This window comes from Methylobacterium endophyticum (assembly GCF_050591105.1).
GTDB lineage: Bacteria > Pseudomonadota > Alphaproteobacteria > Rhizobiales > Beijerinckiaceae > Methylobacterium.
Genome location: NZ_JBNHES010000020.1, coordinates 21132 through 46304, shown reverse-complemented (window position 1 = coordinate 46304; position 25173 = coordinate 21132). Strand labels below are relative to the sequence as shown.

Annotated in this window: 19 protein-coding genes; 12 read left to right on the top strand and 7 right to left on the bottom strand. The window is 69.5% G+C overall.

The window, feature by feature from the left end; all coding sequences use genetic code 11:
* Positions 1 to 13: 13 nt before the first annotated feature.
* Positions 14 to 925 carry a 3'-5' exonuclease gene (locus tag ACP56T_RS18950; protein ID WP_430913726.1) on the top strand — a complete coding sequence of 304 codons (912 nt, stop codon included), beginning with the start codon at positions 14 to 16 and terminating at the stop codon, positions 923 to 925.
* Positions 926 to 1121: 196 nt separating this feature from the next.
* Here the strand turns inward: ACP56T_RS18950 and flhA are convergent, their stop codons facing one another.
* The 3 genes from flhA to ACP56T_RS18935 form a co-directional block, all read right to left on the bottom strand.
* Positions 1122 to 3263 (bottom strand): flagellar biosynthesis protein FlhA, encoded by a 2142-nt coding sequence (gene flhA / locus ACP56T_RS18945; RefSeq protein WP_430913725.1) that lies wholly within the window; start codon positions 3261 to 3263, stop codon positions 1122 to 1124.
* Between the two features lie 296 nt (positions 3264 to 3559).
* Positions 3560 to 4801, bottom strand: coding sequence for a KpsE/RkpR family capsule polysaccharide export protein (locus ACP56T_RS18940; protein WP_430913724.1), 1242 nt, complete (start codon positions 4799 to 4801; stop codon positions 3560 to 3562).
* Between the two features lie 94 nt (positions 4802 to 4895).
* On the bottom strand, positions 4896 to 5549 hold the full coding sequence (locus ACP56T_RS18935) for an ABC transporter ATP-binding protein (protein WP_430913723.1): 654 nt from the start codon (positions 5547 to 5549) through the stop codon (positions 4896 to 4898).
* A gap of 251 nt (positions 5550 to 5800) precedes the next feature.
* Here ACP56T_RS18935 and rfbC point away from each other — a divergent pair, with 251 nt between their 5' ends.
* The 6 genes from rfbC (at position 5801) to ACP56T_RS18905 (ending at position 13219) form a co-directional block, all read left to right on the top strand.
* Entirely contained in the window at positions 5801 to 6352 is a 552-nt protein-coding gene (gene rfbC / locus ACP56T_RS18930; protein WP_430913722.1) for a dTDP-4-dehydrorhamnose 3,5-epimerase, read from the top strand.
* A gap of 14 nt (positions 6353 to 6366) precedes the next feature.
* The gene (gene rfbB / locus ACP56T_RS18925) at positions 6367 to 7428 is read left to right on the top strand and encodes a dTDP-glucose 4,6-dehydratase (protein ID WP_430913721.1); all 1062 of its coding nucleotides are present in this window, start codon (positions 6367 to 6369) and stop codon (positions 7426 to 7428) included.
* Between the two features lie 5 nt (positions 7429 to 7433).
* Positions 7434 to 8348, top strand: coding sequence for a dTDP-4-dehydrorhamnose reductase (gene rfbD / locus ACP56T_RS18920; protein ID WP_430913720.1), 915 nt, complete (start codon positions 7434 to 7436; stop codon positions 8346 to 8348).
* Between the two features lie 5 nt (positions 8349 to 8353).
* Positions 8354 to 9226: a glucose-1-phosphate thymidylyltransferase RfbA gene (gene rfbA / locus ACP56T_RS18915; protein WP_430913719.1), complete on the top strand. Its 873-nt coding sequence runs from the start codon at positions 8354 to 8356 to the stop codon at positions 9224 to 9226.
* Between the two features lie 161 nt (positions 9227 to 9387).
* Positions 9388 to 10647, top strand: a complete 1260-nt coding sequence (locus tag ACP56T_RS18910; protein ID WP_430913718.1) for an N-acetylmuramoyl-L-alanine amidase — start codon at positions 9388 to 9390, stop codon at positions 10645 to 10647.
* 151 nt (positions 10648 to 10798) lie between these two features.
* Positions 10799 to 13219 carry a penicillin-binding protein 1A gene (locus tag ACP56T_RS18905; protein WP_430913717.1) on the top strand — a complete coding sequence of 807 codons (2421 nt, stop codon included), beginning with the start codon at positions 10799 to 10801 and terminating at the stop codon, positions 13217 to 13219.
* Here ACP56T_RS18905 and ACP56T_RS18900 read toward each other — a convergent pair.
* The 3 genes from ACP56T_RS18900 to ACP56T_RS18890 all read right to left on the bottom strand — a co-directional run bounded on the left by ACP56T_RS18900 (position 13213) and on the right by ACP56T_RS18890 (position 16618).
* A complete protein-coding gene (locus ACP56T_RS18900; RefSeq protein WP_430913716.1) occupies positions 13213 to 14280 on the bottom strand; it encodes an acyltransferase family protein in 1068 nt (355 codons plus the stop codon). The genes ACP56T_RS18905 and ACP56T_RS18900 overlap by 7 nt on opposite strands.
* 52 nt (positions 14281 to 14332) lie before the next feature.
* Complete coding sequence (locus ACP56T_RS18895) at positions 14333 to 15187, bottom strand: MipA/OmpV family protein (protein WP_430913715.1); 855 nt, start codon at positions 15185 to 15187, stop codon at positions 14333 to 14335.
* 249 nt (positions 15188 to 15436) lie between these two features.
* Positions 15437 to 16618, bottom strand: coding sequence for an amidinotransferase (locus tag ACP56T_RS18890; RefSeq protein WP_430913714.1), 1182 nt, complete (start codon positions 16616 to 16618; stop codon positions 15437 to 15439).
* Positions 16619 to 16833: 215 nt separating this feature from the next.
* Here ACP56T_RS18890 and ACP56T_RS18885 point away from each other — a divergent pair, with 215 nt between their 5' ends.
* The 5 genes from ACP56T_RS18885 to hpnK all read left to right on the top strand — a co-directional run bounded on the left by ACP56T_RS18885 (position 16834) and on the right by hpnK (position 22279).
* Complete coding sequence (locus ACP56T_RS18885; RefSeq protein WP_430913713.1) at positions 16834 to 17952, top strand: flippase-like domain-containing protein; 1119 nt, start codon at positions 16834 to 16836, stop codon at positions 17950 to 17952.
* Positions 17952 to 18554 carry an MlaC/ttg2D family ABC transporter substrate-binding protein gene (locus ACP56T_RS18880; protein ID WP_430913712.1) on the top strand — a complete coding sequence of 201 codons (603 nt, stop codon included), beginning with the start codon at positions 17952 to 17954 and terminating at the stop codon, positions 18552 to 18554. Before ACP56T_RS18885 ends, ACP56T_RS18880 begins: the two co-directional genes overlap by 1 nt.
* An 80-nt stretch (positions 18555 to 18634) precedes the next feature.
* Positions 18635 to 19828 (top strand): bacteriohopanetetrol glucosamine biosynthesis glycosyltransferase HpnI, encoded by a 1194-nt coding sequence (gene hpnI, locus ACP56T_RS18875; protein ID WP_430913711.1) that lies wholly within the window; start codon positions 18635 to 18637, stop codon positions 19826 to 19828.
* A 51-nt stretch (positions 19829 to 19879) separates the two neighbouring features.
* Entirely contained in the window at positions 19880 to 21313 is a 1434-nt protein-coding gene (gene hpnJ / locus ACP56T_RS18870) for a hopanoid biosynthesis associated radical SAM protein HpnJ (protein ID WP_430913710.1), read from the top strand.
* Between the two features lie 120 nt (positions 21314 to 21433).
* The gene (hpnK, locus tag ACP56T_RS18865) at positions 21434 to 22279 is read left to right on the top strand and encodes a hopanoid biosynthesis-associated protein HpnK (protein WP_430913709.1); all 846 of its coding nucleotides are present in this window, start codon (positions 21434 to 21436) and stop codon (positions 22277 to 22279) included.
* Positions 22280 to 22295: 16 nt separating this feature from the next.
* Here the strand turns inward: hpnK and ACP56T_RS18860 are convergent, their stop codons facing one another.
* Positions 22296 to 24944 (bottom strand): MMPL family transporter, encoded by a 2649-nt coding sequence (locus ACP56T_RS18860; RefSeq protein ID WP_430913708.1) that lies wholly within the window; start codon positions 24942 to 24944, stop codon positions 22296 to 22298.
* Positions 24945 to 25173: the final 229 nt, after the last annotated feature.

The window sequence follows — 25173 nt, the reverse complement described above, 5'->3', positions numbered from 1 at the left end:
TACACCGGAGAGCATGACGGTCCTCGCCCTCGATTTCGAGACGGCCAACGAGCGGCGCGACAGCGCCTGCGCGGTGGGGCTCGCCTGGATCGAGGGGGGCGCCGTGGTGCGGCGGGAATCGCGCCTGATCCGGCCTTCCGAGATGCGCTTCTCGCCGGGGAACATCCGCATCCACGGCATCCTGCCGGCGGATGTGCGCGACGCGCCCGAATTCCCCGACGCCATGGCCGAGTTCCTGCCCGATCTCTCGCGCGGGCTGATCCTCGCGCATAACGCGGGTTTCGATATCGGCGTGCTGCGCGCCTCGCTTGGCGCCTACGGGCTGCCGGTGCCGGGGCTCGCCTATCTCTGCACGCTCCAGATCGCGCGGCGCGTCTTCCCCGATCCGGCAGGGTGCGGGCTCGGCAAGGTCGCGGGCCGGCTCGGCATCCGCTTCAGCCATCACGATGCCGGCGAGGACGCTTATGCCTGCGCCGAGATCGCGCTGGCCGCCGTCCGCGAGACCGGCGCCGACGGGGTGCTCGGGCTGACCCACGCGCTCGGCATGCCGGTCACGGCGGTGCCAGCCGGGCCGCCGCCGCCTCGGGAAAGGCCGGGAGCCGTCTCGGCCCGCGCCGTCGCCGCCGCTCGTGCGGAGCGGGCGGCCCCGGAGCCCGATCTCGCCTTCGCCATGCGCGGCAGCACGGGCAACCGCTACGCCATCGCCCTGGAGCGGCGTCCGTTCGGCCTGTATCTGCGCTGCTCCTGCCTCGCCGGGCGCAATGCGCGGCGCTGCCGGCATGTCGATGCCATCGTCGACGGCGACGTCACCGATCTCCTGTCCGGCAACCTCGCCGACGTGGAGCGCCTGCGCCGACTCATCGCGGCGGCACCGTTCGGAAGCAGGGTGATGCCGGAGCGCGTGAGGCGCATAGCGGCGGCGTGAGGACAATTCGGCAATGCGTTCGGCGCGGGGGTGCCGAGCGTTCTCGGCAGAGAATAGCCCAGCATTGCATAGTGAATGCACTTTTGCAGATGCGAAATTCCTGTTAAGGTTTCGTTAACTCTCCTCCCGAGAGTTGTCTCAACAAGCCCTTCGGCGCGCTGGCAACGGCGCGCCTTTTTCTTTGCCGCGACAGCAATCACACCGACCCGACCGTGCGCAGTCTCGCGCGGGGGTGGATCTCGGCCTGGCTCATCACCGGCGTCTCGCGGCGGAAGCGCTCGATGATCGAGCGCACGAAGGGCCGCGTCTGCTGGGAGGTGACGAGCACCGGCATCTCGCCCATGCGCGCGGCGGTCTCGAAGCGGTCGCGCACGGTGTTCACGAACTCGGAGAGCTTCGAGGGCTGCATGGCGAGGTAGCGCTCCTCGCGCTCGCCGACGATGGAATCGAGGAATGCCTGCTCCCAGGCGGGCCCCATGGTGATGATCGGCAGCGTGCCGTCATGGCCCTGGTACTGGGCGCAGATCTGGCGGCCGAGCCGGGCGCGGACATGCTCGACGATGTCGCGCGGGTTCTTCACGCTGCCCGCGACCTCCGCGATGCCCTCGACGATGGAGCCGAGGTCGCGGATCGAGACGCGCTCGGCCAGCAGGAACTGGAGCACGCGCTGGATGCCGGTGGTGGAGATCTGGCTCGGCACCACCTCCTTGAGCAACTCGCCATGCTCCTTGGGCAGCTCGCGCAGCAGCTTCTGCACCTCGACGTGGTTGAGGAGCTCCGAGACGTGGCTCTTGATGATCTCGGTGAGATGCGTCGAGACGACGGTGGCCGCGTCGACCACCGTGTAGCCCTTGAGCTGGGCCTGATCGCGCAAGGACGCGTCGATCCAGGTGGCCGGCAGCCCGAAGGTCGGCTCCATCATGTGCTGGCCGGGGAGCTGCACCTGTCCGCCCATGGGGTCCATGGCCATGAACTGGCCGGGGAAGATCTGGCCGGTGCCGGCCTCGATCTCCTTGACCCGCACCACATAGGCGTTGGCGTCGAGCTGCACGTTGTCGAGGATGCGCACCGAGGGCATCACGAAGCCGAGATCGGCGGCGAGCTGGCGGCGCAGCGCCCGGATCTGGTCGGTGAGCCGGTCCTGGCCCTCGCCGTTCACGAGGGCGAGGAGCGCGTAGCCCATCTCGAGCTTGAGGTCGTCGAGCTTGAGGAGGTCCGTGACCGTCTCCTCCTTGGCCGCCGCGGCGGTGGCGGCTTCCGCCGTGGCGGTCTCGGCGACGACGGCGGCGGCGGCCCCGGCGGTCTTCGAGATCTTCCAGGCGGCGTAGCCGGCGCCGGCGGCGAGCGTCAGGAAGGGCAGCATCGGCATGCCGGGCAGCAGCGCGATCAGCACCATGACGCCGGCCGACATGCCGAGCGCCTTCGGGTAGTTGGCGAGCTGCTTGCCGAGCGCCTTGTCGGCCGAGCCCTTCACGCCGGCCTTCGAGACGAGGATGCCGGCCGCCGTCGAGACGATCAGCGCCGGCACCTGGCTGGCGAGGCCGTCGCCGATGGTCAGCAGCGTGTAGCTCTTGGCCGCCGCGCCGATGGGCATGCCCTGCTGGGCGACGCCGATGATGATGCCGCCCACCACGTTGATGAAGGTGATGAGCAGCGCCGCGACCGCGTCCCCGCGCACGAACTTGGAGGCGCCATCCATGGCGCCGAAGAACGAGGATTCCTCCTCCAGCGCCGCGCGCCGGGCCTTGGCGACCTTCTCGTCGATGAGGCCGGCCGAGAGGTCGGCGTCGATGGCCATCTGCTTGCCGGGCATGGCGTCGAGGGTGAAGCGCGCCGCGACCTCGGCGATGCGGCCCGAGCCCTTCGTGATGACGACGAAGTTCACGATGATGAGGATCGCGAAGACGATGATCCCGATGACGAAGTTGCCGCCCATCACGAAGTTGCCGAAGGCTTCGATGACGTGGCCGGCGGCCGCCGTGCCCTCGTGTCCGTGGCCGAGGATGAGGCGCGTCGAGGCGAGGTTCAGCGCCAGCCGCAGCAGGGTGGCGACGAGCAGAAGCGTCGGGAAGACGGTGAACTCGAGCGGGTTGTCGATGAACAGGCCCGTCATCATGATCAGCACCGAGATGATGATCGACACCGCGAGCATCAGGTCGAGCAGGATCGCCGGCAGCGGGAAGATGAGCACCGTGAGGATGCCCATCACGGCGGTGGCGAAGAACAGGTCGGAGCGCTTCGAGAGCGCGTTGAGGCTCTCGCGGTTGGGCATCTGGAGCGCGCCGAGGCCCGCCAGCGCCCCACCGATGCCGCTCTTCGCGGTCGCCGTCTCCGCCATGCCCAGACAAGCCCTCGCCGCGCCGCGCGGACCCGGCAAGATTTGCCGGGCGCAGGGTTAGCGGGACGTTAACGCGCGGCCGGAACGGGGCTCGATCGACGCCGCGATCGTCACCCGCAAGCCGAAGGGCCGCCTCACGGCCACGCTCCGACGGAAGCCGCCGTCAACCGAGTGAGCGGGGCGAACGCAATCCGATTCGGGCGCCGATGGCGCGCTCCTTCGGATCGCGAACAGCGTGCGCCGTCGAAGGCGTGAACGAGGAGTGTTCTCCGCAGGCGCGGGGCCGAACCGGCCGCTCAGGTCATCTGCTTGCGGGCGAACAGGGCGGCGGCGAACAGCACGGCGGCGCCGGCGGCGACGAGGCTGATCATCAGCAGGCGGCGCGGCTGCTGCGAGGATTCGGCCATCACCGGCTGCACCACGAGATTGAAGAACTCGATCTGCCGTTCGGCGATGATGCGCGCCCGCTCGCTCGCGACGAGCACCTTGGCGTAGTACTTCTCGGCGTCCTTGCGCTCGGTATCGAGGGCCTCGAAGCGCGTGAGCGCGTCGGAGAGGAGCCGCTTGCGCTCCGGGTCGGTGCTGGCGGACTGGTTCTCGATCCGGGCGATGTTGTCGTCGAGATCCTTGATCTGCGCCTTCATGTCCTGGATGCGGCGCGATTCCGGGGCGAGGTCGCGCGAGGACAGGGCGAGCTCGACGGCGAGCTTGATCCGGTTCGCGCGCAGCTCGCCGACGACCTTGAGGTTCGATTCGTTGGATTTCTGCGCGTCGAGCACGCCGTCCCGGTTGCGCAGGTCGCGCACCGCCACGCGGATGCGGGCGAGGCGGTCCTCGGCGAGCTTCAGCTCCCGCGTGCTTTCCGCGAGCGCGTCGTTGCGCGCGTCGTTGGTCAGCGCGTTCACCATGCGCTCGGCCTCGGCCATGATCGCCTTGGTGATCGCGAGGGACTCCGCTGGATCGAAGGCGTTCACCGTGACCGAGATGATGCCCGAGCCCTGCTCGATGTCGACGTCGACGCGCTTGCGCCAGTACTTGAGCAGCTTCTCGATCGGCTCTTCCGTGTCGAAGCGCGACAGGTAGTCGATGCTGCTCCGGCCGAACATGTCCTTGAGCGGCAGCTTCGCGCCGACCACCTCCACCATCGTCCGGCTGAGGACGTAGTTGTAGACGATGAGCGAATCCTGGGCGACCATCTGGTGCGGGACGCCCGCATTGGTGCCGACCGCATCCGGCGCCGCCTTGTCGACGGTGCCGATGGCCGGCCGCAGGGCGAAGCGCGCCTCGGTGACGTAGCGGTCCGAGGCGATCAGCCCGAAATAGAGCGCGCCGGCCAGCGTCGGCAGCACGAAGCAGAGCGCGAAGAGCACCGGGACCCAGGGGTCGCTCTTCACATGGCTCTGATAGGAGCGGATGCCCTTCTTGCGGTCGACGAAGCGGGAGACGCGCGCGATCTGGCGCAGCGATTCGGCGACCGCCGCCGAGCGGTCCGCCGTGCTGACGGCCTGCCCTTGAGGATTGCGGATCTCGACGTTCATCGGCCCTGCCGTTCGTCCCGACCGGCGCGCCCCGCGACGGTCGTGCCCAGCCCTGCCACCCGCACGCGGCGAAACCGTGTCCGAGGGAAGGGCGTCACGCGTTCAGCCGCCGATACACCTCGATGGCGTCGTCGACGTTCTCGTAGATGATGGCGCGTCCGTTGAGGAGCACGATGCCTTGCGTGCACCAGTGCCGGATCGTCTCCATGTCGTGCGAGACTATGATGACGTCGGCGTTCTCGCGCCGGGCCGCGAAGGCCTCGTTGCAGCGCTTCTGGAAGCGCGCGTCGCCCACCGCCGTGACCTCGTCGATGAGGTAGCAATCGAACGGGATCGCCATGCTCATGCCGAAGGCGAGGCGCGCGCCCATGCCCGACGAGTAGGTGCGGATGGGGACGTCGAGATAGCTGCCGAGCTCGGCGAAGTCCTCGACGAACTCCAGCACGCGCTTCGGGTTCTCGCCGTAGATGCGGGCGACGAAGATGACGTTGTCGCGGCCGGTCATCATCGGGTGGAAGCCGCCGCCGAAGCCGAGCGGCCAGGACACCCGCAGGCCCCGCTTGATGCGCCCGCTGGTCGCCTCCTCGGTGCCGCCGATGAGGCGCATGGTGGTCGACTTGCCGGCGCCGTTGATGCCGAGGATGCCGTAGCTGATCCCCGCCTTCAGGGTGAGCGAGACCTTCTCCAGGATGGTGCGGCGATGGCCGTCCGTCCGGTAGATCTTGGTCACGTTCTCGAACCGGATCACGCGCGCCCTTCCGATAAACAGGTCCGCCGCCTCGGCCGCCACCTGCCGGGCGAAAACGGCGAATGTGAGGATCGGGAAGAACATCGCCGCCGCCCGCAGGCAACTTCCGGTTTTATTGATGATCCGCCGTCGCCCTCAAGAGCGCCGGCCTGCCTTTGCCTTGACAACCTCGCGGAATGGCTTGAATGCCGCGCTCCGAACCGTCGGCGCGACCCATCGGGCTCGCCGCGGCACGCCGGGAAGGGGCTCACATGCAGGTGATCGACACGGCGATTCCCGCGGTCAAGCGGGTGATCCCGAAGCGTCACGGGGACGACCGGGGCTGGTTCTCCGAGACCTTCCGGGCGGACGTTCTGGCGCAGCACGGCATCGACATCGCCTTCGTGCAGGACAACCAGTCCTTCTCGAAGCCCGCCGGGACACTGCGGGGCCTGCATTTCCAGCTCGCGCCGGCCGCGCAGACCAAGCTCGTTCGGGTGCTTTCCGGCGCCATCCTCGACGTGGCGGTGGACCTGCGCCGCGCCTCGCCGACCTTCGGACGGCATGTGGCGGTGCGGCTCGACGCGGAGGGCGGCGAGCAGCTCTACGTGCCGGCCGGCTTCGCCCACGGCTTCTGCACGTTGGTGCCGGACACCATGGTGGCCTACAAGGTCGACGCCTATTACAGCCCCGCCCACGACCGGGCCCTGATCTGGAACGACCCCGAGATCGGCATCGACTGGCCGGTCTCGGCCGAAGAGGCGATCCTGTCCGACAAGGACAAGCGCGCGCCGCGCCTTGCCGATCTCGGCGACGTGTTTTGAAGGAAGGTCCCGCGATGCGCATCCTCGTCACCGGCGGCTGCGGCTTCATCGGGTCCGCGGTCGTCCTGCATCTGGTGCGCGACCTCGGCCACGAGGTGCTGACCTTCGACGCGCTGACCTATGCGGCGAACCCGATCTCGCTTCAGCCGCTGGACGCCGACCCGAAGCACCGCTTCGTCAAGGGCGACATCTGCGATGCCGAGGCGGTGGGCCGCGCCTTCGCCGAGTTCAAGCCGCAGGCGGTGATGCATCTGGCCGCCGAGAGCCATGTCGACCGCTCGATCACCGGGCCAGGCGCCTTCATCCGCACCAACGTCGTCGGCACGCAGGTGATGCTCGACGGCGCCCGCGCCCATTACGCCACGCTGCAAGGCGCGGAGAAGGACGCGTTCCGCTTCCTCCACGTCTCCACGGACGAGGTCTACGGCTCGCTGCCGCCGGACGCCTTCTTCACCGAGGACAGCCGCTACGATCCGCGCTCGCCCTACTCGGCCTCGAAGGCGGCTTCCGACCATCTGGCGCGGGCCTGGCACGAGACCTACGGCCTGCCGGTGCTGGTGACGAACTGCTCCAACAACTACGGGCCGCGCCACTTCCCCGAGAAGCTCATCCCGCTGATGATCCTCAACGCGCTGGAGGGGAAGCCTTTGCCGGTCTACGGCGACGGGCTGAACGAGCGCGACTGGATCCATGTCGAGGACCATGCGCGCGGCCTCGTGGCGGTGCTGGAGCGGGGCACGGTGGGCGAGACCTACCTGCTCGGCGGCCGCTCGGTGAGGAACAACCTCGCGGTGGTGAAGGCCCTCTGCGCGGCCTTCGACCGGCTGCGGCCCGAGAGCGCGCCGCATGAGCGGCTGATCAACTTCGTCGCCGACCGGCCGGGCCACGACCGGCGCTACGCCATCGACCCGTCTAAGTCGGAGCGCGAGGTCGGCTACGTGCCGGCCCGGACCTTCGAGCAGTCGCTGGAGGATACCGTGCGCTGGTATCTCGACAACGAATCCTGGTGGCGGCCGATCCGCGAGGGCCGCTACACTGGCGAGCGCCTCGGGCTGTCGCCGGCGAAGGGCGCGTGAGCCGCATGGACATCCTCATCCTCGGCGGCGGCGGGCAGGTCGGCACGGAGCTGCGCGCGCTCGCCTGGCCCGAGGGCGTGCAGCCCCACGCGCCGGAGCGGACCGCCCTCGACATCACCGACGAGGTGGCGGTGGCCGCGCTCATCGCCGGGCGGGATTGGGGCGCGGTCATCAACACCGCCGCCTATACCGCCGTCGACAAGGCCGAGAGCGATGTCGGCGCCGCATGGCGCCTGAACGCGCTGGCACCCGCCTATCTCGCCGCCGCGACTGCGGCCAGGAAGATCCCGCTGGTCCATGTCTCGACGGACTATGTCTTCGACGGCTCGGGGGAGGGCGATTATCTGCCCGACGCTCCCGTCAATCCGAAGAGCGTCTACGGGGCCAGCAAGGCCGCCGGGGAGATGGCGGTGCGCACCGCCAACCCGCGCCACGCCATCCTGCGCACTGCCTGGGTGGTGAGCCCGCACCGGGGCAACTTCGTCAAGACGATGCTGCGTCTCGCCGGCGAGCGCGACAAACTCACCGTGGTCGACGACCAGCAGGGCTGCCCGACCTCGGCCGCCGATCTCGCCGCCGCCTGCGCCGGCATCGCCCTGCGGCTCGCCCGCGACGAGGCCGCGCCCACGGGCACGTTCCATTGCGTCAATGCCGGGCATACGACCTGGTGCGGGTTCGCCCGCGCCATCGTGGCCGGCGGTGCGCGCCGGGGCGGACGCAGCGTGCCCGTGGACGGCATCCCGACCTCGGCCTATCCGACCCCGGCCCGGCGCCCGGCGAATTCGCGCCTCGACACGGCGAGCTTAGGCGAAGCCTACGGCATCCGGCCCCGGCCCTGGCAGGACGCCCTCGACGACATCCTCGACCGCCTGATGGGCGCGCCGGGGGACATGGGGCAGGTCGGCGGCGTGGGAGCGTGACGCGCATGAAGGGTATCGTCCTCGCAGGCGGTTCGGGCACGCGGCTCCATCCGGCGACGCTGTCGATCAACAAGCAGCTGCTGCCGGTCTACGACAAGCCGATGATCTACTACCCGGTCTCGGTGCTGATGCTGGCCGGCATCCGCGAGATCCTGATCATCTCGAGCCCTGAGCATCTCGACAACTACCGCCGCCTGTTCGGCAGCGGCGAGCAGTTCGGCTTGCAATTCTCCTACGCCGTGCAGCCGAGGCCCGAGGGTCTCGCGCAGGCCTTCGTGATCGGGCGCGACTTCGTCGGCTCCGATCCGGTCTCGCTGATCCTCGGCGACAACCTGTTCTTCGGCGCCGGCATGGGCGAGCTGCTGGCCCGCGCCGCCGCCCGCAAGGAGGGCGCGACGGTGTTCGGCTACCATGTCGAGAACCCGGAAGCCTATGGCGTCGTCAGCCTCGACGGACAGGGCCGGGCGACGAAGATCGTCGAGAAGCCGGCCAAGCCCGAATCCCAGTGGGCCGTCACGGGCCTGTATTTCTACGACAACGCGGTGCTCGACATCGCCGCCGCCGTGACGCCGTCGCCGCGCGGCGAGCTGGAGATCACCTCCGTCAACGAAGCCTATCTCCAGGCCGGCAAGCTGCATGTGGAGCGGATGGGCCGGGGCTATGCCTGGCTCGACACCGGCACGCATGACAGCCTGCTGGAGGCTTCCGAGTTCGTGCGTACCCTCCAGAACCGGCAGGGCCTCCAGGTCGCGTGTCTCGAGGAGATCGCCTATCTCCAGGGCTTCATCGGCCGCGAGCAGCTCGTCGCGCGCGGCGAGCTCTTCGCCAAGACGAACTACGGCAAGAACCTCCTGCGCCTCGCGCGCGGCGAGGGCTGAGGGCCCGCCCCGGCCGGTGTCGCGCACCGGACACAGGGCCCGATCGAACGCAGCGTGGCCGGAAACCGGCTGTTAACCATCGCGGCTCCATGCCCTAGAGCCGATTCCGCCTCGTCCGGGTGCCGCCCGGCCGACGGTCGATGGGAGACGGCTGCCCGACGATGCCGACACGCGCCCGCCCGTTCCGGTGCCTGCTGCTCGCGCTGAGCCTTCTGGCGGCGTGCCCCGCCGGCGCGCAGGACGGCGAGCGCAACCGCAACGCCGCCGTCGCCATCGCCGCCGACCTGACCGCGGGTGCGAACGGCGCCACCAAGCTGACCTTCACGCTCTCGAAGCCCGTCGAGGCCCGCGCCTTCGTCATGGAGCGGCCGGATCGGGCGGTGATCGACCTCGCCGAGGTGAACTTCCAGGTCGACGCCGAGACCGGGCGCCGCCGCGAGGGGCTGGTGCAGTCCTTCCGTTACGGGCTGTTCGCGCCGGGGCGCTCGCGCGTCGTCGTCGACCTCGCCGGTCCCGCGACAGTCGGGAAGATCGAGACCGTGGCCCGGCAGCGCGACGGTGCCACCCTGCTCTCGATCGAGTTCCAGAGGGCCGACCGCGAGGCGTTCCGCAAGGCGGCGGTGGCGAGCGATCCGCTGCCGGCGCTGCGCAAGTCCCTCGCGGCGGAGCCCGCCGATTCCCGCCCCCTGGTGATGATCGACGCCGGCCATGGCGGCACCGATCCCGGCGCCATCGCCTCCACCGGGGTGTTCGAGAAGGACATCGTCTTCGGCTTCGCCCAGGCGCTCGTCGCCCGGCTCGAATCCTACGGCCGCTACCGGGTGCGTATGACCCGCGACCGCGACGTGTTCGTGCCGCTGGGCGAGCGGGTGCGCATCGCGCGCGAGGCGAAGGCCGACCTGTTCATCTCAATCCATGCCGATTCGATCTCGGCCGCGCCGCAGGTGCGCGGCGCCACGATCTACACGGGGTCGGAGAAGGCGACCGACGCCGAATCCGCCAAGCTCGCCGACCGCGAGAACAAGGCGGACGCCGCCGCCGGCACGGATTCGGCCGCGCCGCCCACCGACGTCGCCGACATCCTCCAGGAACTGACCCTGCGCGAGACGCGCGGCTTCTCCGCCGGCTTCGCCCGGACCCTGATGGGCCAGATCGGCCCGGTGATGGAGATGAGCGGCAAGCCGCACCGCGAGGCGGGCTTCGTGGTGCTGCGCTCCCCCGACGTGCCGAGCGTGCTCGTCGAACTCGGCTACCTGTCGAGCAAGCGCGACCTCGACCTGCTCCAGTCGCAGGAGTGGCGCGAGTCGGTGACGGGCTCCATGGCCAAGGCGGTGGACCAGTTCTTCACCAACCGCGCCACCCTCGGGCGCCCGTCCGGGCCGCCGCGCAAGGCGGCGTCCATCGCCCCAGTTTCACCATAGAAGCGGTGTCGTTACGGGGCATGCGAAGGCCCCGTTCGCGACGCGCGATCCTCCCGCGTCGGACAGGGCCGACACGGCCCGCCGAAGGATCGAACGCGTCGTTCGAGCACCGTCGGGCGCAAGCCGCACCAATCGACTGACGGGACCCCGGATGCGCCTCATCCTTCGTTTCTTCGGCTTCCTGTTCAGCGCCGGCGCGGTCATCTTCGTGCTGCTGGCCGCTGCCGGGGCGTTCTTCTACTGGAAGTACAGCCGCGACCTGCCGGACCACGCCGCGCTCGCCAATTACGAGCCGCCGGTGATGACCCGCGTCCATGCCTCGGACGGGTCTCTGCTGGCCGAATACGCCCGCGAGCGGCGGCTCTATCTGCCGATCCAGGCGATGCCGAAGATCGTCGTCGCGGCCTTCCTCTCGGCCGAGGACAAGAACTTCTACAAGCATGGCGGCATCGATCCCGAGGGCATCGTGCGTGCCGTGCTCACCAACGCCAAGAGCGGCAAGAAGCAGGGCGCCTCGACCATCACGCAGCAGGTGGCGAAGAACTTCCTGCTCTCCTCCGAGCAGACCTACGATCGCAAGATCAAGGAGGCGCTGATCGCGCTGCGGATCGAGTCGGCCTATTCGAAGGACAAGATCCTCGAGCTCTATCTCAACGAGATCTTCCTCGGCACCATCGTTCCCGGCCGCAACCTGCACGGCGTCGCGGCGGCCGCGCTGGACTACTTCGGCAAGTCCGTCCACGAGCTGACGATCAACGAGGCGGCCTATCTCGCCGCCCTGCCGAAGGGGCCGAACAACTACCACCCCTACCGCAAGACGCAGGCGGCCCTCGACCGCCGCAACGAGATCATCCGCCTGATGGCGGAGAACGGCTACATCACCAAGGAGGAGGCCGACGCCGCCAAGAAGATGCCGCTCGGCGTCAACCCGCGCGTCGCCTTCCCGAACGCGGCCAACGCCAACTACTTCACCGAGGAGGTGCGCCGCGAGATCTCCGAGCGCTACGGCGAGAAGAAGCTCTACGAGGGCGGCCTCTCGGTGCGCACCACCGTCGATCCGAAGATGCAGGCCTGGGCCCGCAAGGCGCTGGTCGACGGGCTCGTGCGCTACGACCAGTCCCACGGCTGGCGCGGCGCGACGACGAAGGTCGACCTCACCGGCCGCGACTGGGGGCAGGCGGCCTCGGAAGTGCCGGCGCTCGGCGACATCGCGCCCTGGCGGCTCGCCGTGGTGCTCTCCGCCAGCGGCGGCGGCGTGCAGATCGGGCTCCAGCCCAAGCGCGAGGCCGGCGGCGCCATCTCGAAGGAGCGCGAGACCGGCATCATCCCGGCCGAGGGCCTGAAATGGACCGGCCGCTCGGCGGCCTCCGCCGTCTCGCCCGGCGACGTCGTCTATGTCGAGGCCATGGATGGCGGCCAGGGCCGCTTCCGCCTGCGCCAGAAGCCGGAGATCTCCGGCGCCATCGTCGCCATGGACCCCTATACGGGCCGCGTGCACGCCATGGTCGGCGGCTTCTCCTTCGACGAGAGCGAGTTCAACCGCGCCACGCAGGCGATGCGCCAGCCGGGCTCCTCGTTCAAGCCGATCGTCTACTCGGCCGCGCTCGACAACGGCTACACCCCGTCCTCCATCGTGCAGGACTCGCCCATCACCATCGAGGCGGGGCCGGGACAGGAGGCGTGGACGCCCTCGAACTACGACGGCAAGTCCGGCGGGCCGCATACGCTGCGCTACGGCATCGAGCACTCGAAGAACCTGATGACCGTGCGCCTCGCCAAGGACGTCGGCATGCCGCTCATCGCGGAATACGCCCGCCGCTTCGGCGTCTACGACGACCTGCTGCCGGTGCTGCCGATGTCGCTCGGCGCCGGCGAGACCACGGTCATGCGCATGGTCTCGGCGTATTCGATGCTCGACAACGGCGGCCGCCGCATCCGGCCGACGCTGATCGACCGCATCCAGGACCGCACCGGCGAGACCATCTACCGTCACGACGGCCGCAAGTGCATCGGCTGCGACGCGGAGAAGTGGTCGGGCCAGGACGAGCCGAAGCTGGTGGACGATTCCGAGCAGGTGCTCGACCCGCTCACCGCCTACCAGATGGTCTCGATCATGGAGGGCGTGGTCCAGCGCGGCACCGCGACGATCCTCAAGCAGATCGGCAAGCCGCTCGCCGGCAAGACCGGCACCACCAACGACGCCAAGGACGCGTGGTTCGTGGGCTTCTCGCCGGACTTGGCGGTGGGCGTCTATCTCGGCTTCGACAAGCCGCGCTCTCTCGGCGACCGCGCCACCGGCGGCGGCTTGGCCGCGCCCATCGCCCTCGACTTCCTGAAGCAGGCCCTCAAGGACAAGCCGCCGACGCCCTTCCGCGTGCCGCCGGGCATCAAGCTGATCCGGGTCAACGTGGCCTCGGGCATGCGCGCCGGCTCGGGCGAGGGCGGCGGCACCATCCTCGAAGCCTTCAAGCCCGGCACCGCGCCTCCCGACGCCTACGTGGCCCAGCCCTCCGCGCCGGCCGCCGTGCCGCCGGATGCCGACCGCGCCGCCCAGGCCGGCGGTCTCTACTGAGGCGACACGCCGGGGTTCGCGCCCCGGCGCCGTCCGAGCCGCTTGAGCGCCGGGTTCTCCCAGGCGACGTGGTAGGCGAGGCCGCAGGCCACGCCAAGCCCGATGCACAGCGCCAGGCTCGCCGGCCAGGAGCGCAGCGGCTCGAACCGTCCCGCGATCCGGGCGCCGAGCGAGGCGAGCGGGTTGTGGACGAGGTAGATCGCATAGGAGGCGTTGCCGAGCAGGATCAGGCCGGCGGGCGCCGCGGTCCGGCCCTGCGTCTCCAGGCGCGCGGCGCCGAGCACCACGAGGGCGACGGCGAAGCCGAAGCTCATGCGCAACGGGCCCGCCGGATCGACGCCGAGCCCGAAGAACGCCGTAAGCCCGAGCAATCCGGCGACGATGCAGGGCAGCGCCCAGCCGGCCGGCAGGCGCGGCAGGGCGGCGGCGGCGAGCATGCCGGCGACGAACTCGACATTGATCGGCGAGAACAGGCTCAGCAGGGTCGGCGCGGCATAGGGCGTGTGCAGCCCCGCCAGCATGCCGAGAAGGATCAGCCCGACCCAGGCCGCGACGACGACCGCGAAGGGCCGCACGAAATAGGACGCCAGGAAGAGCGCGTAGAAGAGCATCTCGTGCTCGAGCGTCCAGGCGGCGGCGAGTGCCGGCGGCAGCCCCGTCGGGATCAGCGTCAGCGAGGTCAGCAGCCCCCAGTCGCGCCCGCTGGCGGAGAGCGAGGGCAAGGTGAGGTAGAGCCCGATCAGCCCCAGCGAGACCGGCAGGTAGGGCACGTAGATGCGCCGCAGCCGTTTCCAGGCATAGGCGCGGGCCGCGCGCGTGCCGGCGGGGTCGCGGCCATGGGCGTGCAGGATGATGAAACCGCTGAGGACGAAGAAGAAATCGACGCCGAAAGTGCCCCGCTCCAGCACGCGGAAGACGCCCTCCGGCATCCGCCCGGCGAAATCCTGCGTCGCGATGGCCGAGTGGTAGGCGACGACGGCGAGCGCGGCGAGCGCCCGCCCGGCCTGGAGCGTGGTGAGGACGCCGCGTCGCTCGGGTCCCGGCGCGTCCGCGTCCGCCACCGCTCGGATCTCCCGCGTGCCGGCCGGCTCCGGGCCGGTCCGGCGTCCCGCCTCAGAACAGGGCGGGCATCGTGAAGGAGTAGTCGACCTTTGCGCCGAAGGTGAACTGGTTCGGCGTGCCGAAACCGCGCTTCAGGAGCGGGCTGTCGGCCGAGGAGCCGACGATGCGGTTGTAGCCGACATAGCCGGTGGCCGCCCACTGCTCGTTGAAGCGGTAGGTGACGGCGCCGAGCGCGCCCACGGTGGTGAAGCTGTCGGGCCGGAAGGCCGTCAGGCGCCCGTTGACGAAGGCCTCGACCGGCAGCACCCCGAAATAGCGCCGGGCGAAGGACTCGTCGCCGAAATTGAAGCGCGGCCCGATCGAGACGCGGAAGGCGCCGACCGGCTGGATCACGTCGAGTCCGATGGACCCGACGAAGCCGTGATGGCCGATGGTGCCGTGCCGCAGCTCGGCGCGGGCGCGCAGCCATTCGACCGGGTAGAACTCGGCGAACACGCCCGGCTCGATGGCGAAGCGGGCATCGCGCAGGCCGAAGAGATGCCGGCGGTCGTCGCCGTAGTAGCGGCCCGGCACGTAGCGCGCGGTCGGCCCGATGCGGAAGTTCGGGCCGTCGTAGAGCGAGAAGCTGATGCCGTCATCGGGGGCCGAGAAGCGCGCCGGCGTCCCGGCCGGACGGATGCTCGCGGAGGGGTAGCCGATGCCGGTGTAGTCGCCCGATCCCGGATAGCGCGGCGTGGCCTGCACGTTGCCGGTGATCGTGACGATCCAGAGGTTCTGGTCGACCTGGGTGAAGACGGGCGGCTGGGCGGCCATCGGCATGTCGGCGGCCTTCACGCTCCCCGTGCCGAGAACGGCGGAGAGGGCGGCGGCGCATGCGATCGAACGGGCCGACAGGGGCGAATCCATGAATCTTCCTTGCACGGGATCGCCGAGAGTATGGACACATACGGTCACAACCGCACGCCTGATCCTGCGGCGGCGACCGGATTGCGGAAGGGCTGTGTCGGACCGGCAACGTCAAGATTCGGCATTGCCGCACCCGCCGCGGGACATAGCCGGCCCCCTCCTTAAGGAAACGGCAACAACAGAGCGGCGCGATCGGGATGTCCTTCGGTATCCCCGGTCTTTCGCTGCGATTTCGCGAGGGGCCGCGCCTCAGAAATAGGACTTGAGCGGGCCGCGCCGGCGCACGTCGAGGGTGGCGCAATGGAAGGAGCCGCCGAACGGGCCGTAGGACAGGAACGGCGCCGGGATCGGATCGAACCCCCAGTCCTTCAGCGCCTTGATCAGCGTCGGCTGGCTGGCGTCGACGACGATCTTCTTCTCGTCGATGGCGAGGACGTTGATCGAGGTCCAGGGCGAGCACATCGAGATCTTGCTCATGAAGCCGGAGACCGGATCGGGGCGCGGCGCGATCAGCACGTCCCAGGTCTTGAGCACGGCCGGCAACTTCTCGACGTCGATATAGTCCGGGTTGACCAGCACCTTGCCCGGCGCCAGCGGCATGAAGGACGAGTCGATATGCATCGGCTGCGGGCAGCGGCTCTCGATCTCGTGGATGCGGAAGCCAGGCCCGAGATGGCGGCGCAGCCACTCGATGCCCATCAGGTTGGTCACGTTCGAGCGGGTGACGAACAGGTCCCGCCCGCAGCGCACGAAATCCGCCGCGTCGAAGACCGGCTCGAACTCGTTGACGGTGAACTGCATGGGCTCGCCGGCCTTCAGGTTCGGCACCCGGTAGTCGTAGTTGTAGAGCTCGTCCGTGAGCTGCGGACGCGGCGCCGAGGTCCAGCGCGCGCCGGCCCGGAAATACTCCTTGAAGAGCGAGCGGTAGGCGTCGCCCTCGAAGTAGCGCGAGCGCCAGCACATCGGGCTCTCGATGATCTCGTCGCCGATGACGAGGTACGGGTCGCGCGGGCAGGCCACGCAGAACCCGCGCGAGGACCAGCGCGGCGCCTTGTACTTGCGCGAGAAATCCACCGTGTCGGGACGGCGGACCTTCACGCCCTCTCCGGCGAGGATGGAGATGAAGTTGTCGAGCTCCTGCTGGGCGAGCTTCTTCATGAACTTCGGATACTTCCACCCGGAGGCGAAGCGGTAGAAGGGCTGCGCCGCGCGCGGCAGGTTGAAGATCACCGTGAGGTGGTGCGTCGGGATGGTGGCACCGTCGAGAGAGCCGACGATGACCTCCTCCAGCGGGTCCCACTCGTTCCAGGCCATCACCGGGGATTGCGGCTTGGGGGTGCCCGGCGCTCCGCGGCCCTCGCCCGTCCAAGCGGCGGGGTGAGCGTCGTCGAGCACGGCCTCCGTGGCCGTGATGGGCGATTCGCGGTCCATGGCAGTCCCCCCTCGGGCGGTCTCAGGCAGGCTTTAGTTCGCCGGATTCCCGGCCGGTTGCTGCTTTGATCCGCAGTGTGTCTCTCGGGTGATAGACAACCTCTACCGAAGCTGCAACTTCACCTTGCGCGACCGTGCAACGCAGTGATTTTTCGGATGAAACCGCGTTCTGCGACGTGTTGTCCCCCAGCCTTCGACGGAACCGAAAGCGGGTCATGAAGCACCTGACGACCCTTGGACTCATCGCCGGCCTGCTGACGGCGGGTTGGCTGTTCGTCTCCTCTGGTCTCGAAGACGTCGGCACCGCCGTGCTGGCCGCCGGCTGGGGCACGCTGCTCGTCGTCGCGGCTCGTGCCGCCGCCGTGGCGTGGGCCGGGCTCGGCTGGTTCGCGATCTTCCCGGCCGCCGGCCGCCCGAGCGTGGCGACCTGCGTCGGCCTGCGCTTCGTGCGCGAGGGCATCAACACGCTGCTGCCCGTCGCCACCGTCGGCGGCGACTTCATCGGCGCGCGCCTGCTCGCCAAGCGCGGCGTGTCGGGGGGGCTTGCCGGGGCCAGCATGTTCGTCGACCTGATGACCCAGGCCGTGACGCAGCTGCTCTTCACCGTCGCCGGGCTGGCGATCCTCGTGGTGCTGGTGGGCGACGGGCCGATCGCGCGCACCGTCGCGGGCGGCCTCGCCGTCGCCGTGCCGGCGGTCGGCGCGTTCTACCTGATCCAGCGCCGGGCCGGGCACCGGCTGATCCAGGGCCTGATCTCGCGCTTCGCCTCGGGTCGCGAATGGCGGGCGCTCGGCGCCGTCGACGTGCTCTACGACAGCCTGCGCAGCCTCTACGCGCGGCCTTCGCGCATCCTCGGCGGGATCGCGGTGCATTTCTTCGGCTGGATTATCGGCACCCTCGAAGTCTATGTCTGCCTGCATTTCATGGGCTACCCGGTGAGCTTCGGCGAAGCCCTGGTGATCGAGAGCCTGGCCCAGGCCGTGCGCGGCGCCGCCTTCGCCGTTCCCGGCGCGCTCGGCGCCCAGGAGGGCGGCCTGATCGCGCTCTGCGGCCTGTTCGGAATCCCGGCCGAGGTCGCTCTGGCGCTCTCCCTGGTGAAGCGCTTCGCGGACCTGTGCGTCGGCGTGCCCGGCCTGATCGGCTGGCATCTCCTCGACCGGAAGGATCGCGCCGAGGGCGTCGAGGAGCGCGCCGCCACCCTCGACAGGCGGCTCCAGCCCGTCCTCCAGCCCGCGACCCTCGGGCCCTTCTACAGCTACGCCCCTCCGCGCAGCGCCGCGCATGGCGGCCGTTCCGGCGAGGCCGAGCGGGGAGAGATGAGGAAGTGCGCCTGATGTTCGCGGCGCCCCTGGCCCTGGCCCTGGCCGGGGCGGCGATCGCCTACGCGCCGGCTGCCCGAGCCGACGATGCGGCGGTGTCGAGGGTGCGCGCGCTCTTCGCCCGGTTCGACAGCGTGATGACCGCTCCCGGCGACGTGCGCAGCCGCAGCGCGTCCGTGGACCAGCCCCTCAAGGACGCCTTCGATTTCGCCGCCATGACCCGGCTGGCCGTCGGGCCGCGCTGGAAGGCGCTCGAGCCCGCGCAGCAGGACGCGCTGACGGCGGCCTTCGCCCGGCATTTCGCGGTGCTCTACACCAGCCGCCTCGGCGAGTCCGGGGGAGGCCGCGTCGAGATCGCGCCCGAGAGCGAGGCGCGCGGCGAGAACCGGATCGTCCATTCCAAGATCGTGCGCGTGGGCGGCGACGGCACCCAGGTCGATTTCGTCGTGAACCCCGAGGGGCGCGTGCAGGACGTGCTCCTCAACGGCTCGGTGAGCGAGGTTGCCAGCCAGCACGCGCTCTATGCCAAGCCCCTGAAGGCGGGTGGCGTCGACGGCCTGCTGAAATTCCTGCGCGAGCGCACCGACCGGATGCTGTCCGCCCCACCTACGCCTTGAACGACGCCGACATGCGGACAGCGTCGGGGTGAAACCCGCGCCGTTCCGCCAACGAGATGCCTCACCGAGCGATGCCCCCCATGGACCTGAACTGGCTCTCGGCGATCCTTCTGCTTCTGGCGCTGGCCGGTTGTCTCTACGCGCTCGGGGCCGCGCTGCTGGCCGGGCGCGTCGCCCGCGCCGCCGCCCCCGCGCTCGCGACGGACGCGCCGCGCCCCTCGGTGACGATGCTCAAGCCGCTCTGCGGCTCGGAGCCGAACCTGTTCGAGAACCTCGACAGCTTCTGCCGCCAGACCTATGCCGGCCCGGTCCAGATCGTGTTCGGCGTGCAGAAGACCACCGATCCGGCCATCGGCGTGGTCGAGCGCCTGCGCGAGGTTCATCCGGCCTTGCGCATCGATCTCGTGATCGATTCCCGCCAGCACGGCTCGAACCGCAAGGTCTCGAACCTCATCAACATGTCTGCGCTGATCGAGAACGACGTGATCGTGCTCGCCGACAGCGACATGGTGGTGAAGCCCGACTACCTGGAGCGGATCGTCGCCGAGCTGTCGGTGCCGGGCGTCGGCGGCGTCACCTGCCTCTATCACGGCGTGCCGGCCAATCGCGGCGTGTTCGCCCATCTCTCGGCGCTCGCCATCGACGTGCAGTTCCTGCCCAACGTGGTGATGGGCACCTCGCTCGGCCTCGCCAAGCCCTGCTTCGGCTCGACCATCGCCTTCACGCGGGCCGCGCTCGCCGAGATCGGCGGCTTCGAGACCCTGCGCGACGATCTCGCCGACGACTACGCGCTCGGCGAGGCGCTGCGGAACCGGGGCGAGGGCGGCCACCGCGTCGCGATCCCGAACTTCTCCATCGGCCATACCTGCGTCGACACGGACCTCGCCGGCCTGTGGCGGCACGAGCTGCGCTGGAACCGCACCATCCGCAACGTCGATCCCGCCGGCTACGCGGGCTCCCTCGTCACCCACGCCTTCCCGCTGGCGCTGATCGGCGCGCTGGTGCCGGGGGCCCTGGAGACCGCTCCGGCCGTGGCCGCGCTGGCGCTCGCCTGCCGGATCATCCTGTGCATCCGCCTGGAGCGGGTGTTCGGGCTGGAGCCGCACGCCTACTGGCTGTTGCCGATTCGCGACATCCTCTCCTTCGCGAACTTCTCATGGAGCTTCGTCTCGGGTGCGGTGACATGGAAAGGTCACGATTATCGCGTCGTTGCGGATGGAACGCTTATTCCGGAAGGCAATCTCAGCCGCGATGCTGAAGCGCCCTCCGTCTGACCTTCGCTTCGTCTTCGAATCAACCCGCTTTGCCCTGAGGCCTTGAACCCCATGCGCACGCTCTTCCTGCAAGCTCCCACCTTCGACGGCTTCGACGGCGGCGCCGGTTCCCGATATCAGGCCAAGCGCGAGATCAAGTCGTTCTGGTATCCGACCTGGCTCGCTCAGCCGGCCGCCCTGGTGCCGAACTCGAAGCTGATCGACGCCCCCCCGCACAACATCAAGCTCGACGAAATCGTGGCCCAGGCCAACGACTTCGATCTCGTGGTGCTCCACACCTCGGTGCCGTCCTTCAAGTCCGACGTGAAGACGGTCGAGGCGCTGAAGGCGGCGAACCCCAAGCTCATCGCCGGCCTCATCGGCGCGAAGGTGGCCGTCGACGCCGCCGGCGCCATGGCTCAGGCGCCGGCAATCGATTTCTGCGCCCGCAACGAGTTCGACTTCACCGTCAAGGAAGTCGCGGACGGCACCCCGATGTCGCAGATCAAGGGTCTGTCCTATCGCGATGCCGACGGCACCGTGGTCCATAACGAGGACCGCGAGATCATGACGGACATGGACCAGCTTCCGTTCGTGACCAGCGTCTACAAGCGCGATCTCGAGATGGAGAAGTACTTCATCGGCTACCTGAAGCACCCCTACATCTCGTTCTATTCGGGCCGTGGCTGCAAGAGCCGCTGCACCTTCTGCCTGTGGCCGCAGACCGTCGGCGGCCATACTTACCGCACCCGCTCGGTGGCTCACGTCATCGAGGAGATCAAGTACTGCCTGAAGGAGTTCCCGCAGACGAAGGAGTTCTTCTTCGACGACGACACCTTCACGGACAATCTTCCCCGCGCGGAGGAGATCGCCCGCGAGCTCGGCAAGCTCGGCGTCACCTGGTCCTGCAACGCCAAGGCGAACGTGCCCCGCGAGACCCTGAAGGTTCTCAAGGAGAACGGCCTGCGCCTGCTGCTGGTCGGCTACGAGTCCGGCAACCAGCAGATCCTGAACAACATCAAGAAGGGCATGCGCGTCGAGGTGGCCGAGCGCTTCACCAAGGACTGCCACGACCTCGGCATCGCCATCCACGGCACCTTCATCGTCGGCCTGCCCGGCGAAACCAAGGAGACGATCCAGGAGACGATCGCCTTCGCCAAGCGCATCAACCCGCACACGATCCAGGTCTCGCTGGCGGCGCCCTATCCGGGCACCTTCCTCTACAAGCAGGCCGTCGAGAACGGCTGGCTCGACGTGGAGAACGCCGAGCTCGTCGACGAGAACGGCGTGCAGATCGCGCCGCTGCACTACCCGCACCTGTCGCATTCCGAGATCTTCGCGGCGGTGGAGGAGTTCTACAAGAAGTTCTACTTCCGCGCGCCGAAGATCGCCTCGATCGTCAGCGAGATGGTCCGCTCCCCCGACATGATGAAGCGCCGTCTGCGCGAGGGCGTGGAGTTCTGGCACTTCCTCCGTGACCGTCAGGGCACCGCCAAGGCCGCCTGAGCCTTCGGACTATCGAATTCGCGGCCGGGCCTCATCGCCCGGCCGTTTTCGTTTTTGAGGGCTCCGCCCTCGACCCGAGAGAGGGCTTGTGCCCTCTCGACACCTTGACGAGGCCATCACGTGAAGAAGCTCGTCGTGACGGCGGATGATTTCGGGCTGAGCCCGGAGGTCAACGAGGCCGTCGAGCAGGCCCATCGCGAGGGCATCCTTACCGCCGCGAGCCTGATGGTCTCGGCCCCCGCCGCCGCCGATGCGGTGGCGCGCGCCCGGCGGATGCCGTCCTTGCGGGTCGGGCTGCATCTCGTGCTAGTGGAGGCATGGCCGACGCTGCCGCCCTCCGAGCTGCCCGACCTCACCGACGCGCGCGGCCTGATGCGGGCCGACATGGAGCGGCTCGGGCTCGATCTCGCCTTGAAGCCCTCGGCGCGGCGGCAGCTCTCGGCGGAGATCGCGGCGCAGTTCGAGGCGTATCGTGCGACCGGCCTGCCCCTCGACCACGTCAACGCCCACAAGCATTTCCATGTGCATCCGCTGATCGCCGGCGCGGTGCTCGCCATCGGCCCGCGCTACGGCATGCGGGCGATCCGTGTGCCGCGCGAGACGCGCGCCGTGCTGCGGGCGGCCGAGCCCGGCGCGGCCCCGCGCGCGGCGCTCGATACGGCGCCCTGGGCGGCCCTGCTCGCCGTCCGTGCCCGCGCCAAGGGGCTGCTGGTCCCGGATCGGACGCTCGGGCTGGCATGGTCCGGCGCGATGACGCCGGAGCGCGTGGCCGGGCTGCTGGCCCATCTGCCGGAGGGGCTGACCGAGCTCTACACGCACCCCGCCACGGCGGGCGGATTTCCCGGCGAGGCGCCGGGCTACGCCTATGCCGCCGAGCGCGACGCGCTGGTGTCCCCGCAAGCGCGCGAGATCGTCCGGCGCGACGGCATCGCGACCGGCGGCTTCTCGGATTTCCGGACGCGCTGAGGATGGACGGCGCCGGCTACTTCGCCAGCGCCTCTTCCGCCTTCTTGCCGATCAGCGGATCGTTGGCGGCCGCATCGCCCTCGGGGCGGTCCGCGTCGGGCTTGGCCGGGGGCGGGCCGAGGAAGGCCGGCACCACGAAGAACGCCGCCACCAGGGTGAAGAACAGCGACAGCGCCAGCAGCTTGCCCATGCTCGCCGTGCCCGGATGGCTCGACAGCACCAGCGAGCCGAAGGCCGTGCCGGTGGTCAGCGCCGAGAAGAAGATCGCCCGCGTCAGGCTGGAGGCCAGCATGTCGGTGACGCCCGCCCTCCAGGCGATGACGTAGTAGATGTGGAAGGCCACGCCCACCGCCAGCATCAGCGGCAGGGCGATGATGTTGGCGAAGTTCAGCGGCATGCCGAGGATGTAGAGCGCCATCAGCGTCCACAGGGTCGCCAGCACCAGCGGGCCCAGCGTCATCGCCACGTCCCAGGGTTTGCGCAGCGCCACCGAGAGGATGATGAAGATCAGCACGAAGGCGGTGAGGCCCGCCTGCACGAAGGCGCCGAGGATGGTGTAGCTCGACGAGGTGGTGGCGACGGGCGCGCCGGTGGCGTGCGGCGCGATGCTCTGCACCTCCTTGGCGAAGGCGCGCAGCACCTCGTCGTCGTTGGAGTTGCCCTTCGGATGCACCTCGATCCGGGCCTGACCGTCCTTCGCGACCCATTCGGCCCGCAGCTTCGCCGGCAGGCTGTCGAGGTTGACCTTCTGCGGGTGGAGCAGGCCGCGCAGGCGCGCCAGCATCGGGTCGAGATCCGTCACGAGGGCCGTCGTCGCCGCCTTGCGCTTGGCCTCGGGGGCGGCGGCGAGGGTGTCGAGCGTGCCGGCGAGCGCCTTGGCGTTGGCGACGCCCGGCTTGTCGCCGGTGGCGATGCCGCGCAGGGCCTTAGCCGTCTCCTTCAGGGCGGCGACGTTCTCGGCATCCGTCGGAGCGGGCTTCTTCGGCAGGTTGAGCACCTGATCGAGCAGCTCCGCCGTCTCCGCGATGGTGGCGAGCTTCTGGTCTTGGTCGCGCGGCATGTAGGTGTCGACGCTGTTGGTGCCGGACACCGTCGGCAGGGCCAGGAGCCTCTTCGTCATCTCGGGGATGTCGGCCACCGAGGGCACGATCACGTCGATGACGTTGGGGCTGGTGGCGGGGTCCTTGATGAGGTCGAGATAGGTCGAGATCGATTCCACCTTCGTGCTGCGCAGGTGCATCGGGTTCGAATCGAAGGGCAGCTTCCACAGCAGCGGCGCCCCGGCCAGCGTGACGAGCGCGACGCCGAGCAGCACCGCCTTGCGGTTGCGGATGATCCAGGGGTCGACGCCCGCGAGCCAGGTCGTCTCGACGGCGGCCTTCTCGCCCTTCGGCTTCATCACGGCGATGAGCGCCGGCAGCAACGTGAGGGAGAACAGGTAGGCCACGATCATGCCGACGCCGGCGATGAGGCCGAGCTCGGACACCCCCCGGAAGGCCGTGGGGATGAAGGCGAAGAAGCCCGCCAGCAGCGACACCGCCGCCAGCGTCAGCGACCAGCCGACGCCGCGCGTGGCGGCCCCGAGCGCGGCCTCGAGGGTCGGCTGCTCGTAGCGGTCGGCCCGGTAGCGCACGGCGAACTGGATGCCGAAATCGATGCCGAGCCCCACGAACAGCGCGGCGAAGGCCACCGAGATCGGGTTCAGCTCCCCGACCATGACGAGCCCCAGCGCCGCCGTGACCACGAGCCCGCAGAAAGTCGTGATGATGACGGCGACGACGAGGCGCGGCGAGCGCAGGGCCAGCCACAGGAACAGCACGATGGCGCCGACCGTGACGCTGTTGTTGACGAGCGCGTCGTCCGAGAGCGTGGCGAACTCGTCGTCGGCCACCGCCACGGGCCCCGTGAGCCGCATGCGCAGGCCGTTGGCCTCGGTGATGCCGACGTCCTTGGCGACGTTGCGGATCAGCTTGGTCGCGGTGTAGCCCGGCTGGAGCGCGTTGAAGTCCAGCAGCGGCTGGATCATCACGAACTTGCGCAGGTCCGTGCTGCGCGTTTCGCCGCCGCCGAGAAGCTGCTGCCAGGACAGCCGCGCCGGCTCTCCGGCGAGCACCTTCTTGAGGGTGCCGTCGATCTTGCCGAGGGGGCGGTCGAGATCCTCGATCTTGGCGTCGCCGCTCTTGACGCCGCCCGCGCCCATGGAGAGCACCCGCATCACGCCGCGCAGGGACGGGTCCTGCGCGAGGGAGCCGAGCAGGCCCTGCTGCTGGATCAGCTCCTCGGTGGTCTTCTCCAGCTCCGGCTGGGACATCAGCAGGAAGCCGTTCTTGTCGAAGAACGGGCCGCCGTCCGGCCGGTAGACGGTCTCGATCAGGTTCTTGTGGACCGCCAGCGCGTCGGTGAGCTTGGAGGCGGCCTCCTCGGTCTCCTCGGGCGTCCGGCCGTCGATCACGGCGACGACGACGTTCGAGCGCTGCGGAAACGCCTTCTCGAAGGCGACCTCGTCCTGCCGCCAGGGCTCCTTGGGGTCGATCAGCCGCTCGACGTCGGTGTTGATGCGGAAGAGATGGGCGGCGATGCCTCCGCCGGCGGCGGTGAGCAGCGCGGCGACGACGATGATGGCCCAGCGCCGACGGACGGAAAACGCGACGAGACGGTCGATCACGAGGGTCCTACCTGCCTTGAGCCGCCGCCGTCCGAACGGCCGCGGCTCCGTGAGAGAAGGCCCCCGCGGGGGGCTCGCGGCGATTGCCACGAAGACACGTTCGTGGGAAACGAACGCGCCGGCCCGGCGTATCCAGCGCCGTTTCGCGGCGGAGACGGCCTCGAGCCTGAGCCGCCTCGGGCGCACGGGTTTCGTCGTCCCGCACGCCGTCTCGGTCGGCCGCTCAGTA

What these genes read in the sequence shown, in the direction of transcription:
- ACP56T_RS18950 (WP_430913726.1), top strand. Translation starts at nt 14, where the DNA reads ATGACGGTCCTCGCCCTCGATTTCGAGACGGCCAACGAGCGGCGCGAC.
- flhA (WP_430913725.1), bottom strand. Translation starts at nt 3,263, where the DNA reads ATGGCGGAGACGGCGACCGCGAAGAGCGGCATCGGTGGGGCGCTGGCG.
- ACP56T_RS18940 (WP_430913724.1), bottom strand. Translation starts at nt 4,801, where the DNA reads ATGAACGTCGAGATCCGCAATCCTCAAGGGCAGGCCGTCAGCACGGCG.
- rfbC (WP_430913722.1), top strand. Translation starts at nt 5,801, where the DNA reads ATGCAGGTGATCGACACGGCGATTCCCGCGGTCAAGCGGGTGATCCCG.
- rfbB (WP_430913721.1), top strand. Translation starts at nt 6,367, where the DNA reads ATGCGCATCCTCGTCACCGGCGGCTGCGGCTTCATCGGGTCCGCGGTC.
- rfbD (WP_430913720.1), top strand. Translation starts at nt 7,434, where the DNA reads ATGGACATCCTCATCCTCGGCGGCGGCGGGCAGGTCGGCACGGAGCTG.
- rfbA (WP_430913719.1), top strand. Translation starts at nt 8,354, where the DNA reads ATGAAGGGTATCGTCCTCGCAGGCGGTTCGGGCACGCGGCTCCATCCG.
- ACP56T_RS18910 (WP_430913718.1), top strand. Translation starts at nt 9,388, where the DNA reads ATGCCGACACGCGCCCGCCCGTTCCGGTGCCTGCTGCTCGCGCTGAGC.
- ACP56T_RS18905 (WP_430913717.1), top strand. Translation starts at nt 10,799, where the DNA reads ATGCGCCTCATCCTTCGTTTCTTCGGCTTCCTGTTCAGCGCCGGCGCG.
- ACP56T_RS18895 (WP_430913715.1), bottom strand. Translation starts at nt 15,187, where the DNA reads ATGGATTCGCCCCTGTCGGCCCGTTCGATCGCATGCGCCGCCGCCCTC.
- ACP56T_RS18890 (WP_430913714.1), bottom strand. Translation starts at nt 16,618, where the DNA reads ATGGACCGCGAATCGCCCATCACGGCCACGGAGGCCGTGCTCGACGAC.
- ACP56T_RS18885 (WP_430913713.1), top strand. Translation starts at nt 16,834, where the DNA reads ATGAAGCACCTGACGACCCTTGGACTCATCGCCGGCCTGCTGACGGCG.
- ACP56T_RS18880 (WP_430913712.1), top strand. Translation starts at nt 17,952, where the DNA reads ATGTTCGCGGCGCCCCTGGCCCTGGCCCTGGCCGGGGCGGCGATCGCC.
- hpnI (WP_430913711.1), top strand. Translation starts at nt 18,635, where the DNA reads ATGGACCTGAACTGGCTCTCGGCGATCCTTCTGCTTCTGGCGCTGGCC.
- hpnJ (WP_430913710.1), top strand. Translation starts at nt 19,880, where the DNA reads ATGCGCACGCTCTTCCTGCAAGCTCCCACCTTCGACGGCTTCGACGGC.